We start from the raw sequence: 12,954 nt of genomic DNA on the forward strand, positions 1-12,954 counted from the left end.
CAAAAGACTGGCAGCAAATTGTGGAGAGATAGACATGGCAAGTCCAATTACACCGGGTACGGGCCTCGGTTCCGGCCTGGATATCAATTCGATCGTGACCGCGTTGGTCAACGCCGATAAATCGGCCAAGCAGACGCAGATCACCAGCCAGACATCGAGCAACACGCTGAAGCTCTCCGGCGTGGGCTCTCTGAAGAGTGCGCTGACGACCTTCCAGACCGCACTGACCAATCTCAACAGTGCCACGACTCCGCAGTTCCCGGGCTTTTCGGCAACATCGGGGACGCCGTCGACATTGACGGCCACCACCAACAACAGTGCGGTGGCGGGTACCTACAACATTACTGTCAATAGCCTTGCCACGGGTTCGAAGGTGGCCAGTGCTTCTTTTGCCGGTGGTGCGACCAGTGCTATTCCGAGTGGTACCCTGACCATCAGTCAGAATGGCACTAACTACAACGTCACGATCCCGGCCAATGCAACCTTGCAGACCACGCGGGATGCGATCAACTCCACACTGGCGTCCAAGGGTGTTTCCGCGAACATCGTGACCGATAGCAACGGTTCGAGACTTGTGTTCGGTTCCACCACCACGGGCGCGGGTTCCGATTTGACGGTCAGCGGCATCGCCGGGTTGGAAATCGATGGCACTCAGTTGATGCCTAATCCTCCGCTGGCGACAAGTTCGGGGGCGGTTTCTGCGTTGGCCAAGGACGCCAGCCTGTCCATTGATGGCCTGACGGTCACCAGCAAGACCAACACTGTCAGCAATGCCATCAGCGGTTTGACGCTGAACCTGCTCGCGGCAAGCGCCAGTTCGACGGTTACCGTGGGCACCAATACCACGGGTTTGCAGACCTCGATCCAGACGTTCGTGAGTGCTTACAACACCCTGATGTCGACCATCAATACCTTGAGCACGGCCACTCTGGATGCCAATGGCAAACCAACCGTTTCGGCGGCGTTCACTGGCGACTCAATGCCTCGTTCGCTGATTGCTGACATACGCGGCGCGCTCACTACGCCAGGTCCGGGCAGTCAGTTGGCGGTGCTCTCGCAGCTGGGTGTGGGGACTGATCAGACCACGGGGCAGTTGAATTTCAACAGCACCACCTTCACTCGGGCCATGACCACCGATGGCCTGAGTGGTCAGGTCCAGCAGCTGTTTACGGGGACTACCGCCAATGCGGGGGCCGACGGCCTATTGGCGCGGATGACCAAGGCGATCACACCCTACGTGCAGACCGGCGGCTTGCTCGATCAGCGTACCAACAGTCTGAAGACCCAGGCCACTGATCTGGGTAACCAGCAGACGGCCCTGGATCTGCATGTCACCAGTCTGACCGCGACCCTGACGGCCAAGTACAACGCCATGGACTTGATTGTCGGGCAGTTGAAGGCGACCGCCACCAGCATTACGTCGTTCTTTACCTCGTTGAACGCGCAGAAGTCGGGCTAAGTCTCAGCGTCAGTGCCAGGAAAAAGCCCGGCCGCGTCCAGCGCGTGCCGGGTTTTTGTTCTTCGGGTCTAAAGTTTTCTGATTCAAAGGCGATACACTGCTTATACGAACCCTTGAGTGGCAATGAGGTAGAACATGAATCCGATGCTAGCCCTTCGGCAATACCAGAAGGTAGGAGCCCAGGCACAGACCTCCGAGGCCAGTCCTCATCGCCTGGTGCAGATGCTGATGGAAGGTGGTCTGGACCGCATTGCCCAGGCCAAAGGCGCCATCGAGCGCAAGGACATCGCCGCCAAGGGGGTCGCCATCGGCAAGGCCATCGGCATCGTCGGTGGTCTGCGCGAAGGCTTGGATTTGGAGAAATCGGCGGATTCGCTGGGTGATCTGGACAATCTTTACGCTTACATGATGACGCGTCTGGCGCAAGCCAATATCCAGTCGGACACCCGGATGCTCGACGAAGTCGCTGGTCTGCTCACCACGGTCAAGGAAGGTTGGGACGCCATCGCCGCACCAAGTCCGCAGTTTTAAGGAGTTCATCATGAGTCTCGTACTGCAGCGTATCGAAGAAACCCGTGCCGCCTTGGTGACGGCTTTGGCCGATCGTGACTGGGAGGCCATCACCCGGTTGGACCTGGCCTGCCGCGCCTGCATGGAGGATGTGCTCGGCGAGACTGGGTTGGATGAGGATGCGCTGCGCGTCAAGCTGGAAGAGTTGCTCCATGTCTATCGTCAGCTGCTGGAAGCGGCCATGGGCGAACGTCAGTCGATAGTCGATGAGATGTCGAAGATCCAGCAAGCAAGGAACGCCGCAAAGGTTTACCATCTGTTCGGTTAATGTTGGGTTAATCGAACCGTATTGCGCCATAAATTTGACTATGTACGCTTTTTTGACTTAACTAGTGCTGTTTCCAGATTTCAGTCGTCCTTGGAGGCCCTGTCCGGCCTCGGATGTCTAGCTTGCCCCACCCATACCGGGCATCGAGTTGACTAGGGAAGTTGCTATTGCATGTGGCGTGAAACCAAAATTCTGCTGATCGATGACGATAGCGTTCGCCGCCGTGACTTGGCGGTGATCTTAAATTTTCTCGGCGAAGAAAATCTCTCCTGCACCAGCGATGACTGGCAGCAGATGGTCGGCTCTTTGTCGTCCAGTCGCGAAGTGCTGTGCGTCCTGGTCGGGACGGTCAATGCCGCGAGCGGACTGACTGGCTTGCTTAAGACACTGTCAACCTGGGATGAGTTCCTTCCGGTGTTGCTTCTGGGCGAAATTTCTTCTGCCGATCTGCCCGAAGACCAGCGTCGCCGGGTCTTGTCCAGCCTGGAAATGCCTCCCAGCTATAGCAAGCTGCTCGATTCCCTGCATCGTGCCCAGGTCTATCGCGAGATGTATGACCAGGCCCGTGAGCGTGGCCGGCAGCGCGAGCCCAACCTGTTCCGCAGCCTGGTCGGTACCAGCCGGGCCATCCAGCATGTGCGCCAGATGATGCAGCAGGTGGCCGATACCGACGCCAGCGTGCTGATCCTCGGCGAGTCCGGCACCGGCAAGGAAGTGGTGGCGCGCAACCTGCACTATCACTCCAAGCGCCGCGACGCACCTTTCGTGCCGGTGAACTGCGGGGCGATCCCGGCCGAGTTGCTGGAAAGCGAGTTGTTCGGTCACGAGAAGGGCGCCTTCACCGGTGCCATCACCAGTCGTGCCGGGCGTTTCGAGCTGGCCAACGGCGGTACGCTGTTCCTCGACGAAATCGGCGATATGCCGTTGCCGATGCAGGTCAAGCTGCTGCGTGTGCTGCAGGAACGTACTTTCGAGCGCGTCGGCAGCAACAAGACCCAGAGCATTGACGTGCGAATCATCGCGGCCACCCACAAGAACCTCGAGAGCATGATCGAGGTCGGCAGCTTCCGCGAAGACCTCTACTACCGCCTGAACGTGTTCCCCATCGAGATGGCGCCACTGCGTGAGCGGGTCGAAGATATTCCGTTGCTGATGAACGAATTGATCTCGCGCATGGAGCACGAAAAGCGCGGCTCCATCCGTTTCAACTCGGCGGCGATCATGTCGCTGTGCCGTCATGCCTGGCCGGGCAACGTCCGTGAACTGGCCAACCTGGTGGAGCGCATGGCGATCATGCATCCGTACGGGGTGATTGGCGTGGCCGAGCTGCCGAAGAAATTCCGCTACGTCGATGACGAAGACGAGCAACTGGTGGACAGCCTGCGCAGCGATCTCGAAGAGCGGGTCGCGATCAACGGCCATACCCCGGATTTCACCACCTCGGCGATGCTGCCGCCCGAAGGCCTGGACCTCAAGGACTACCTCGGTGGCCTTGAGCAGGGGTTGATCCAGCAAGCGCTGGACGACGCCAATGGCATCGTCGCCCGGGCTGCCGAGCGCCTGCGTATCCGTCGCACCACCCTGGTGGAGAAGATGCGCAAATACGGGATGAGCCGGCGCGAGGGTGATGAACAGGCGGATGATTGACGCCTGTTTTTCAACCTGTTGAAAAACGGCTGGTTTTTTTTCGGCACGGGTATTGCTAAGTCTCTTGTAACGTTCCGTTTAAATGACGGTCAGCCAAGCGAGAGAGCACCATGCCCCAAGCCGCCCCGATGTCACCTGTCCCTGAAACCACGGGATCCTCGTCGTCCGTCGAGCAGGTCGGTCGGTTGGGCCTGGAGCAGGCCTTCTCGCTGTTCAACCAGATGTCGACGCAGCTCAACGATTCCTACAGCCTGCTCGAAGCCCGGGTCACCGAGCTCAAGGGCGAGCTGGCGGTGGTCAGCGCCCAGCGCATGGCGGAGCTGGCGGAAAAGGAACGCTTGGCCAATCGTCTTCAGAACCTGCTCGACCTGTTGCCGGGCGGGGTCATCGTCATCGATTCCCATGGCATTGTCAGTGAGGCCAATCCGGCGGCCCGGGAGCTGCTCGGCCTGCCACTGGTCGGCGAGCTCTGGCGCCAGGTGATCGGCCGTTGCTTCGCTCCGCGTGAAGACGACGGTCATGAAATATCCCTCAAGGATGGTCGGCGCCTGTCGATCTCCACGCGTTCGCTGGATGCGGAGCCGGGCCAGTTGGTCCTGCTCAACGATCTGACTGAAACCCGGCGCCTGCAGGATCAACTGGCGCGACATGAGCGCTTGTCCTCGCTGGGGCGCATGGTCGCGTCCCTGGCGCACCAGATCCGCACACCGCTCTCGGCGGCCTTGCTCTATGCCAGTCATCTCACCGAGCAGGCCTTGCCGGTGGAGACCCAACAACGTTTTGCCGGGCGCTTGAAGGAGCGCCTGCATGAGTTGGAGCACCAGGTGCGCGACATGCTGGTGTTCGCCCGTGGCGAGCTGCCACTGACCGACCGGCTGACGCCCAAAGGGCTGATGCAGGCGCTGCAGGCGGCGGCGCAGCCTCATATCCGCGGGGCCGCGGTGCGCTGGCAGTGCGACAGCCATGTCGGGGAGTTGTTGTGCAATCGCGACACCCTGGTGGGGGCGTTGCTGAACCTGATCGAAAACGCCCAGCAGGCCAGTACTGGCGAGGTCCGCCTGAAGGTGCACCTGTACGCTCGCGGCACGACCTTGCGCCTGTGTATCAGCGACAATGGCTCGGGCATCGCCCCGGCCGTGCTCGCACGCCTGGGCGAGCCGTTCTTCACCACCAAGACCACCGGCACCGGCCTTGGCCTGGCCGTGGTCAAGGCTGTTGCCCGGGCGCATCAGGGCGACATGCAATTACATTCGCGGCTGGGACGCGGCACTTGTGCGATGGTCTGTCTGCCGCTGATTCCCGGTGCCATGGAGGCTCAAGAATGAAACCGCTGCTCAAGGTCCTGCTGGTCGAGGACGATCATGCCTTGCGTGAGGCGTTGGCCGATACCCTGCTGCTGGCCGGGCATAAGTTCCATGCGGTCGGTTCGGCCGAGGAGGCGCTGGAGGCGGTGGCCGCCGAGTCATTCGGCCTGGTGATCAGCGACGTCAATATGCCGGGCATGGACGGGCACCAGCTGCTCTGCCTGCTGCGCGCACGCCAGCCGCAGTTGCCGGTGTTGCTGATGACCGCCCATGGTGCGGTGGAGCGGGCGGTGGATGCGATGCGCCAGGGTGCGGCTGACTATCTGGTCAAGCCGTTCGAGCCCAAGGCCCTGCTCGACCTGGTGGCGCGGCATGCCCTGGGGCAGTTGAGCGCGGTCGACAGCGAGGGGCCGATCGCCTCTGAACCGGCCAGTGCGCAGTTGCTCGAACTGGCGGCGCGGGTCGCCCGCAGCGATTCGACCGTACTGATTTCCGGGGAGTCCGGCACCGGCAAGGAGGTGCTGGCACGTTATATCCATCAGCAATCGCCGCGTGCCAGCCAGCCGTTTATCGCCATCAACTGCGCGGCGATTCCCGACAACATGCTCGAGGCGACCCTGTTCGGTCACGAAAAGGGTTCGTTCACCGGCGCCATCGCGGCCCAGGCCGGCAAGTTCGAGCAGGCTGATGGCGGGACCATCCTGCTCGATGAGATTTCCGAGATGCCCCTGGGTCTCCAGGCCAAGCTGTTGCGCGTGCTCCAGGAACGCGAGGTCGAGCGGGTCGGTGCACGCAAACCGATCAGCCTGGATATCCGCGTGGTGGCTACCACCAACCGTGACCTGGCCGGGGAAGTGGCGGCCGGGCGTTTCCGTGAAGACCTTTTCTATCGGTTGTCGGTTTTTCCGCTGGCCTGGCGCCCGCTGCGCGAGCGTACCGCCGATATTCTGCCACTGGCCGAACGGCTGCTGGCCAAGCACAGTGCCAAAATGAAACATGCCTCTGTTCGACTGTCACCCCAGGCGCAGGCTTGTCTGATCGGTTATCCGTGGCCGGGCAATGTGCGCGAGCTGGACAATGCGATCCAGCGGGCGCTGATCCTGCAGCAGGGCGGGTTGATCCAGGCGGAGGATTTCTGTCTGGCCGGCCCGGCCGGCGCGGCGCCCATGCCGGGACTTGCGCCGAGCGCCCGGCCGTCTGGCGGGGAATCCGTGGCGGGCGAGGGGGCGGGCGAGCAGGCCGGCGGCTTGGGCGACGATCTGCGTCGGCGCGAATTCCAGATGATTATCGACACCCTGCGCGCCGAGCGCGGGCGGCGCAAGGAAGCCGCCGAGCGCTTGGGTATCAGTCCGCGTACGCTGCGTTACAAACTGGCGCAGATGCGCGATGCCGGAATGGATGTCGAAGCCTATCTGTTTGCCATGTAAGTCCATTCGGGCTCGGGTGTCGTGTATCGGATTTTGTTCGAGGACGACAAGGAGCTGGCACCCTTGTTGCTAATCCTTCATTAACTGCTACACAAGTGTCAAAAAATTGCAGGCCGCCGGAGAGAGACGTTCATGAGCCAGGGTGTTGAATTTAATCGATTGATGCTGGACATGCGCTCCATGCAAATGGATGCCATGGCTCAACCCAAATCGGCTGTGGCCGCGCCGGAAGTCAGCGGTAGCAGCTTCTCCGATTTGCTCGGCAATGCCATCAACAAGGTCAACGACGTGCAGCAAGCCTCTGGCCAGCTGTCCACGGCATTCGAAATCGGCAAGAGCGGCGTCGACCTGACTGACGTCATGATCGCCTCGCAGAAAGCCAGCGTCTCGTTCCAGGCCTTGACCCAGGTGCGCAACAAGCTGGTCCAGGCGTATCAAGACATCATGCAGATGCCGGTCTAAGGGTTAGGGACGTAAACAGTCATGGCAGAAGTTCTCGCCGATAACGTACCGGCCAAGTCCGGCCCCACAGACGGTAAACCGCCGCTGTTCGGGTTGTCCTTTCTGGAAAATCTTTCCGAAATGACCATGCTCCGTCAGGTAGGCCTGATGGTCGGCCTGGCGGCCAGCGTGGCGATCGGCTTTGCCGTGGTGTTGTGGTCCCAGCAGCCCGACTACCGGCCGCTGTATGGCAGCCTGGCCGGGATGGATGCCAAGCAGGTCATGGAAACCCTGGCGGCGGCGGACATTCCCTATACCGTCGAGCCGAATTCCGGTGCGCTGCTGGTCAAGGCCGATGACGTCTCCCGCGCCCGCCTCAAGCTGGCCGCCGCCGGCGTGACGCCGAGCGATGGCAACATCGGTTTTGAAATCCTCGACAAGGACCAGGGCCTGGGCACCAGCCAGTTCATGGAGGCGACCCGTTATCGTCGCGGCCTGGAAGGCGAACTGGCACGGACCATTTCCAGCCTGAACAACGTCAAGGGTGCCCGCGTGCACCTGGCCATCCCGAAAAGCTCGGTGTTCGTGCGCGATGAGCGCAAACCCAGCGCCTCGGTATTGGTCGAGCTGTATTCCGGGCGTTCCCTGGAGCCAGGCCAGGTGATTGCCATTATCAACCTGGTGGCCACCAGTGTTCCGGAACTGAGCAAGTCGCAGATCACCGTCGTCGACCAGAAAGGCAACCTGCTTTCCGATCAGGCGCAAAACTCCGAATTGAGCATGGCCGGCAAGCAGTTCGATTACAGCCGGCGCGTGGAAAGCATGCTGACCCAGCGGGTGCACAACATCCTGCAACCGGTGTTGGGCAACGACCGCTACAAGGCTGAAGTCTCCGCCGACGTCGATTTCAGTGCCGTCGAGTCGACCTCCGAGCAGTTCAACCCCGATCAGCCGGCGCTGCGTAGCGAACAATCGACAACCGAACAGCGTACCGCCAGCAACGGTCCGCAAGGCGTCCCGGGGGCCTTGAGCAACCAGCCGCCCGGCCCGGCCAGCGCGCCGCAGACCACCGGCGGTGCCGGCGCTTCGAGCGGAGCCATCGCTGCTGGCCAGCCGCTGCTCGATGCCAACGGCCAGCAGATCATGGACCCGGCCACCGGCCAACCGATGCTGGCGCCATATCCGGCGGACAAGCGTCAACAATCGACCAAGAACTTCGAACTGGATCGTTCCATCAGCCACACCAAGCAACAGCAGGGGCGCGTGACCCGTCTGTCGGTGGCGGTGGTGGTCGACGACCAGGTCAAGATCAACCCGGCCAATGGCGAAACCACTCGTTCACCGTGGAACGCCGACGAATTGGCGCGCTTCACCCGCCTGGTCCAGGACGCCGTCGGTTTCGACGCCAGTCGTGGCGACAGCGTCAGCGTGATCAACGTGCCGTTCTCCGCCGAGCGCGGTGAAGTGATCGCCGATATTCCGTTCTACTCGCAACCCTGGTTCTGGGATGTGGTCAAGCAAGTACTGGGTGTGCTGTTCATCCTGGTACTGGTGTTCGGTGTGCTGCGCCCGGTGCTCAACAACATCACCGGTGGCGGCAAGGGCAAGCAACTGGCCGGTTTCGGCGGCGACGTCGAGCTGGGTGGCATGGGCGGCCTGGATGGCGAACTGTCCAACGACCGGGTCAGCCTGGGCGGGCCGCAAAGTATCCTGCTGCCGAGCCCGAGCGAAGGCTATGACGCACAGCTGAACGCCATCAAGAGTCTGGTAGCCGAAGATCCGGGCCGTGTGGCACAGGTCGTCAAAGAGTGGATTAACGCCGATGAGTAATAACGCCGCCGTCACCCAGAAGCTGACCCGGGTCGATAAAGCCGCGATCTTGCTGCTGTCGCTGGGTTCCACCGATGCTGCACAAGTGTTGCGCCACATGGGCCCCAAGGAGGTCCAGCGGGTCGGCGTGGCCATGGCGCAGATGCGCAACGTGCATCGTGAGCAGGTCGAGCAGGTCATGAGCGAGTTCGTCGAGATTGTCGGCGACCAGACCAGCCTGGGCGTCGGTTCCGACGACTACGTGCGCAAGATGCTCACCCAGGCCCTCGGCGAAGACAAGGCCAACGGCCTGATCGACCGTATCCTGCTGGGTGGCAATACCAGCGGCCTGGACAGCCTCAAGTGGATGGAGCCGCGGGCGGTGGCGGACGTGATCCGTTACGAGCACCCGCAGATCCAGGCGATCGTCGTGGCTTACCTCGATCCCGACCAGGCCGGCGAAGTGTTGAACAACTTCGACCACAAGGTGCGCCTGGACATCATCCTGCGGGTCTCGTCGCTGAACACGGTACAGCCGGCGGCCCTCAAGGAGCTCAACCAGATTCTCGAGAAGCAGTTCTCCGGCAACTCCAACGCGGCCCGGACCACCTTGGGCGGCATCAAGCGTGCCGCGGACATCATGAACTTCCTCGACAGCTCGATCGAAGGCCAGTTGATGGACTCGATCCGCGAAGTCGACGAGGACCTGTCGACCCAGATCGAAGACCTCATGTTCGTCTTCAACAACCTGTCCGACGTCGACGATCGCGGTATCCAGGCCCTGCTGCGCGAAGTCTCTTCCGACGTGCTGGTGCTTGCGCTCAAAGGCTCGGACGAGGGCGTCAAGGAAAAGATCTTCAAGAACATGTCCAAGCGTGCGGCGGAACTGCTGCGCGACGACCTCGAAGCCAAGGGTCCGGTTCGCGTCAGCGACGTGGAGACCGCGCAGAAGGAAATCCTTACCATCGCCCGCCGTATGGCCGAAGCCGGAGAAATCGTGCTCGGTGGCAAGGGCGGCGAAGAGATGATCTAAGGATCAAGCCATGACTGATCCAACCGATCTGATCCGCGCCCGGGACGTGGGTGGTTTCGACCTCTGGTCGCTGCCCAGTTTCGACCCGCATGTCGAGGTGCCCGAACCCGAGCCGGTGGAAGAAATACCCGCCGAGATGGAGGAAGTGCCGCTGGAAGAAGTCCAGCCGCTGACTCTCGAAGAACTTGAAAGCATTCGCCAGGAAGCCTACAACGAAGGCTTCGCGGTGGGCGAACGCGAAGGTTTCCACAGCACCCAGCTCAAGGTTCGCCAGGAAGCCGAAGTTGCCCTCAGCGCCAAGCTCAAGTCCCTGGAAGCGTTGATGGGCAATCTGTTCGCGCCCATCGCCGAGCAGGACCGGCAGATCGAGCAGAGCCTGGTGGGGCTGGTCGAGCATATGGTCCGCGAGGTCATCCAGCGTGAGCTGAAGACCGATTCGAGCCAGATCGAGCATGTCCTGCGCGAAGCCCTCAAACTGTTGCCGTTGGGCGCCGATAACGTCCGTCTGTACATCAATCCGCAGGATTTCGACCAGATCAAGGCCTTGCGCGAGCGCCACGAGGCTACTTGGCGCATCGTCGAGGACGAGGCCCTGCAGGCCGGTGGCTGCCGGATCGAAACCGAGCACAGTCGGATCGATGCGACCATTGAAACCCGTATCAGCAAGGCCATCGCGCAGCTGTTCGACCAGCTCCACGAGCAATCCCTGCACCCGGCGCTGCCGGACATGGCCCTGGAGTTGGAGGAAGCGCTGAGCGCGGTTTCCGAAGCGGACCTCTCCGATGCGTCTTGAGCGCACCAGCTTCGGCAAGCGCTTGAGCGGTTATGCCGAAGCTATCGACCTGCCCGGGCAACCGATCCTCGAAGGACGCCTGTTGCGCATGGTCGGCCTGACCCTTGAAGCCGAGGGCTTGCGGGCCGCCATGGGCGCGCGGTGCCTGGTGATCAACGACGACAGCTATCACCCGGTGCAGGTCGAGGCCGAGGTGATGGGCTTTTCCGGTGGCAAAGTGTTCCTGATGCCGGTGGGCAGCGTGGCCGGCATTGCGCCGGGTGCCAGGGTCGTGCCGTTGGCCGATACCGGGCGTCTGCCGATGGGCATGAGCATGCTCGGGCGGGTGCTCGACGGTGCCGGCCGGGCCCTCGACGGCAAGGGCGGGATGAAGGCCGAAGATTGGGTGCCGATGGATGGCCCGACCATCAACCCGCTCAACCGCGACCCGATCAGCCAGCCACTGGATGTGGGCATTCGCTGTATCAATGGCTTGCTCACCGTCGGTCGCGGCCAGCGTCTCGGGCTCTTCGCCGGTACCGGCGTGGGTAAGAGCGTGTTGCTGGGCATGATGACCCGCTTCACCGAGGCCGACATCATCGTGGTCGGCCTGATCGGCGAGCGGGGTCGCGAGGTGAAGGAGTTCATCGAGCACATTCTCGGTGAAGAAGGCCTCAAGCGTTCGGTGGTGGTGGCTTCTCCGGCGGACGACGCGCCACTGATGCGCCTGCGCGCGGCCATGTATTGCACACGGATCGCCGAGTATTTCCGCGACAAGGGCAAGAATGTCCTGTTGCTCATGGATTCCCTGACCCGTTTCGCCCAGGCCCAGCGGGAAATCGCCCTGGCCATCGGCGAGCCGCCGGCGACCAAGGGTTATCCGCCATCAGTATTCGCCAAGCTGCCCAAGCTGGTGGAGCGGGCCGGTAACGCCGAGGCCGGCGGCGGCTCGATCACGGCGTTCTACACCGTGCTGTCCGAAGGCGATGACCAGCAGGACCCGATTGCCGACTCGGCGCGGGGCGTGCTCGACGGGCATATCGTCCTGTCCCGGCGCCTGGCCGAGGAAGGCCATTACCCGGCGATCGATATCGAAGCGTCCATCAGTCGGGTCATGCCCGCGGTGGTCAGCCCCGAGCACATGAGTCGCGCCCAGCATTTCAAGCAGCTCTGGTCGCGTTATCAGCAGAGCCGCGACCTGATCAGCGTCGGTGCCTATGTGCCTGGCGGCGACCGTGACACCGACACCGCGATTGCCTTGCAGCCGGCGATGGTCCAGTACCTGCGCCAGGGCTTGAACGACAATATCAGCCTGGGTGAAAGCGGCGCGCATCTGGCGTCGGTGTTCGCTCCCGCGGCGGGCGGTTAATCCGTCATGGCCCTGAGCCGTGCCGCGCGCCTGGCCCCGGTGGTCGATATGGCCGAAAGCGCCGAGCGCACCGCGGTCCAGCGCCTGGGTTATTTCCAGGGGCAGGTGCGGGTCGCGCAGAACAAGCTGGAGGATCTCGAGCGTTTTCGCCTCGAATACCAGGAGCAGTGGATCGAGCGTGGTAGTCTCGGGGTCTCCGGCCAATGGTTGTTGGGCTACCAGCAGTTTCTTACCCAGCTGGACACGGCGGTTGGCCAGCAGCGCCAGAGCCTGGCCTGGCACCAGAACAATCTCGACAAGGCACGCGAGGCCTGGCAGCAGGCCTATGCCCGGGTCGAAGGCTTGCGCAAGCTGGTGCAGCGCTATGTCGAAGAGGCGCGCCAGCTGGAAGACAAGCGTGAACAGAAGTTGCTGGATGAGCTGTCCCAGCGTTTGCCACGGCAGAGTCCGTATTGATCTGCAGGAATTTTGACGCTCACGGTTGCCCTACCCTCGGCGGGGTGCTAAACCTTGTACACGTCGCCACTGACAAGGAAGCAGGATCATGGCTGTAGTCGCAGAAGTATCGCCTGATGGCGCAAAATTGACGATCTCCATCAAGGGGCGTTTTGATTTTGGCCGGCATCAGGAGTTTCGTGAGTCATATGAGGGGCTTGCCAAGAAACCGTCGTCCATTGTGGTCGATTTGAAGGAAGCGACCTATCTGGACAGCTCCGCACTGGGTATGTTGCTCTTGTTGCGCGATCACGCCGGTGGTGATCACTCCGATGTGCGGGTGATCAACAGCAACTCGGACGTGCGCAAGATCCTCGCCATTTCCAATTTCGACAAACTCTTCGATATCGGCTGACCTTC

13 protein-coding genes are annotated in these 12,954 nt (G+C 61.8%); all 13 read left to right on the top strand.

Annotated features, from left to right (window positions below; genetic code table 11):
• The first annotated feature begins 34 nt into the window (after positions 1-34).
• The 13 genes from fliD to M5B96_RS24365 all read left to right on the top strand — a co-directional run bounded on the left by fliD (position 35) and on the right by M5B96_RS24365 (position 12,949).
• Positions 35-1,459, top strand: a complete 1,425-nt coding sequence (fliD, locus tag M5B96_RS24305; RefSeq protein ID WP_248799538.1) for a flagellar filament capping protein FliD — start codon at positions 35-37, stop codon at positions 1,457-1,459.
• Between the two features lie 135 nt (positions 1,460-1,594).
• Entirely contained in the window at positions 1,595-1,990 is a 396-nt protein-coding gene (gene fliS, locus M5B96_RS24310; protein ID WP_248799539.1) for a flagellar export chaperone FliS, read from the top strand.
• 10 nt (positions 1,991-2,000) lie between these two features.
• The gene (locus M5B96_RS24315; protein WP_248799540.1) at positions 2,001-2,297 is read left to right on the top strand and encodes a flagellar protein FliT; all 297 of its coding nucleotides are present in this window, start codon (positions 2,001-2,003) and stop codon (positions 2,295-2,297) included.
• A gap of 171 nt (positions 2,298-2,468) precedes the next feature.
• Complete coding sequence (locus tag M5B96_RS24320; RefSeq protein WP_248799541.1) at positions 2,469-3,944, top strand: sigma-54 dependent transcriptional regulator; 1,476 nt, start codon at positions 2,469-2,471, stop codon at positions 3,942-3,944.
• Between the two features lie 128 nt (positions 3,945-4,072).
• A complete protein-coding gene (locus tag M5B96_RS24325) occupies positions 4,073-5,269 on the top strand; it encodes a sensor histidine kinase (RefSeq protein WP_248799643.1) in 1,197 nt (398 codons plus the stop codon).
• Positions 5,266-6,675 (top strand): sigma-54-dependent transcriptional regulator, encoded by a 1,410-nt coding sequence (locus M5B96_RS24330; RefSeq protein WP_248799542.1) that lies wholly within the window; start codon positions 5,266-5,268, stop codon positions 6,673-6,675. The genes M5B96_RS24325 and M5B96_RS24330 overlap by 4 nt, the downstream gene beginning before the upstream one ends.
• Before the next feature lie 132 nt (positions 6,676-6,807).
• Positions 6,808-7,137 (top strand): flagellar hook-basal body complex protein FliE, encoded by a 330-nt coding sequence (fliE, locus tag M5B96_RS24335; RefSeq protein ID WP_103495961.1) that lies wholly within the window; start codon positions 6,808-6,810, stop codon positions 7,135-7,137.
• Positions 7,138-7,158: 21 nt separating this feature from the next.
• A complete protein-coding gene (fliF, locus tag M5B96_RS24340) occupies positions 7,159-8,946 on the top strand; it encodes a flagellar basal-body MS-ring/collar protein FliF (RefSeq protein ID WP_248799543.1) in 1,788 nt (595 codons plus the stop codon).
• Entirely contained in the window at positions 8,939-9,958 is a 1,020-nt protein-coding gene (gene fliG, locus M5B96_RS24345; RefSeq protein WP_017124426.1) for a flagellar motor switch protein FliG, read from the top strand. The genes fliF and fliG overlap by 8 nt, the downstream gene beginning before the upstream one ends.
• A gap of 10 nt (positions 9,959-9,968) precedes the next feature.
• Entirely contained in the window at positions 9,969-10,751 is a 783-nt protein-coding gene (gene fliH / locus M5B96_RS24350; protein ID WP_248799544.1) for a flagellar assembly protein FliH, read from the top strand.
• Positions 10,741-12,099 carry a flagellar protein export ATPase FliI gene (fliI, locus tag M5B96_RS24355; RefSeq protein ID WP_248799545.1) on the top strand — a complete coding sequence of 453 codons (1,359 nt, stop codon included), beginning with the start codon at positions 10,741-10,743 and terminating at the stop codon, positions 12,097-12,099. The genes fliH and fliI overlap by 11 nt, the downstream gene beginning before the upstream one ends.
• A 6-nt stretch (positions 12,100-12,105) precedes the next feature.
• Complete coding sequence (gene fliJ / locus M5B96_RS24360; RefSeq protein ID WP_248799546.1) at positions 12,106-12,555, top strand: flagellar export protein FliJ; 450 nt, start codon at positions 12,106-12,108, stop codon at positions 12,553-12,555.
• An 88-nt stretch (positions 12,556-12,643) separates the two neighbouring features.
• Entirely contained in the window at positions 12,644-12,949 is a 306-nt protein-coding gene (locus M5B96_RS24365) for an STAS domain-containing protein (RefSeq protein WP_040069840.1), read from the top strand.
• The last annotated feature ends 5 nt before the right edge of the window (positions 12,950-12,954 follow it).

Source organism: Pseudomonas sp. MWU13-2105 (assembly GCF_023242315.1).
In the GTDB taxonomy this organism is placed as follows: Bacteria; Pseudomonadota; Gammaproteobacteria; order Pseudomonadales; family Pseudomonadaceae; genus Aquipseudomonas.

What these genes read in the sequence shown, in the direction of transcription:
- M5B96_RS24325 (WP_248799643.1), top strand. Translation starts at nt 4,073, where the DNA reads ATGTCACCTGTCCCTGAAACCACGGGATCCTCGTCGTCCGTCGAGCAG.
- fliD (WP_248799538.1), top strand. Translation starts at nt 35, where the DNA reads ATGGCAAGTCCAATTACACCGGGTACGGGCCTCGGTTCCGGCCTGGAT.
- fliG (WP_017124426.1), top strand. Translation starts at nt 8,939, where the DNA reads ATGAGTAATAACGCCGCCGTCACCCAGAAGCTGACCCGGGTCGATAAA.
- fliJ (WP_248799546.1), top strand. Translation starts at nt 12,106, where the DNA reads ATGGCCCTGAGCCGTGCCGCGCGCCTGGCCCCGGTGGTCGATATGGCC.
- M5B96_RS24330 (WP_248799542.1), top strand. Translation starts at nt 5,266, where the DNA reads ATGAAACCGCTGCTCAAGGTCCTGCTGGTCGAGGACGATCATGCCTTG.
- fliI (WP_248799545.1), top strand. Translation starts at nt 10,741, where the DNA reads ATGCGTCTTGAGCGCACCAGCTTCGGCAAGCGCTTGAGCGGTTATGCC.
- fliS (WP_248799539.1), top strand. Translation starts at nt 1,595, where the DNA reads ATGAATCCGATGCTAGCCCTTCGGCAATACCAGAAGGTAGGAGCCCAG.
- M5B96_RS24320 (WP_248799541.1), top strand. Translation starts at nt 2,469, where the DNA reads ATGTGGCGTGAAACCAAAATTCTGCTGATCGATGACGATAGCGTTCGC.
- fliF (WP_248799543.1), top strand. Translation starts at nt 7,159, where the DNA reads ATGGCAGAAGTTCTCGCCGATAACGTACCGGCCAAGTCCGGCCCCACA.
- M5B96_RS24315 (WP_248799540.1), top strand. Translation starts at nt 2,001, where the DNA reads ATGAGTCTCGTACTGCAGCGTATCGAAGAAACCCGTGCCGCCTTGGTG.
- M5B96_RS24365 (WP_040069840.1), top strand. Translation starts at nt 12,644, where the DNA reads ATGGCTGTAGTCGCAGAAGTATCGCCTGATGGCGCAAAATTGACGATC.
- fliE (WP_103495961.1), top strand. Translation starts at nt 6,808, where the DNA reads ATGAGCCAGGGTGTTGAATTTAATCGATTGATGCTGGACATGCGCTCC.
- fliH (WP_248799544.1), top strand. Translation starts at nt 9,969, where the DNA reads ATGACTGATCCAACCGATCTGATCCGCGCCCGGGACGTGGGTGGTTTC.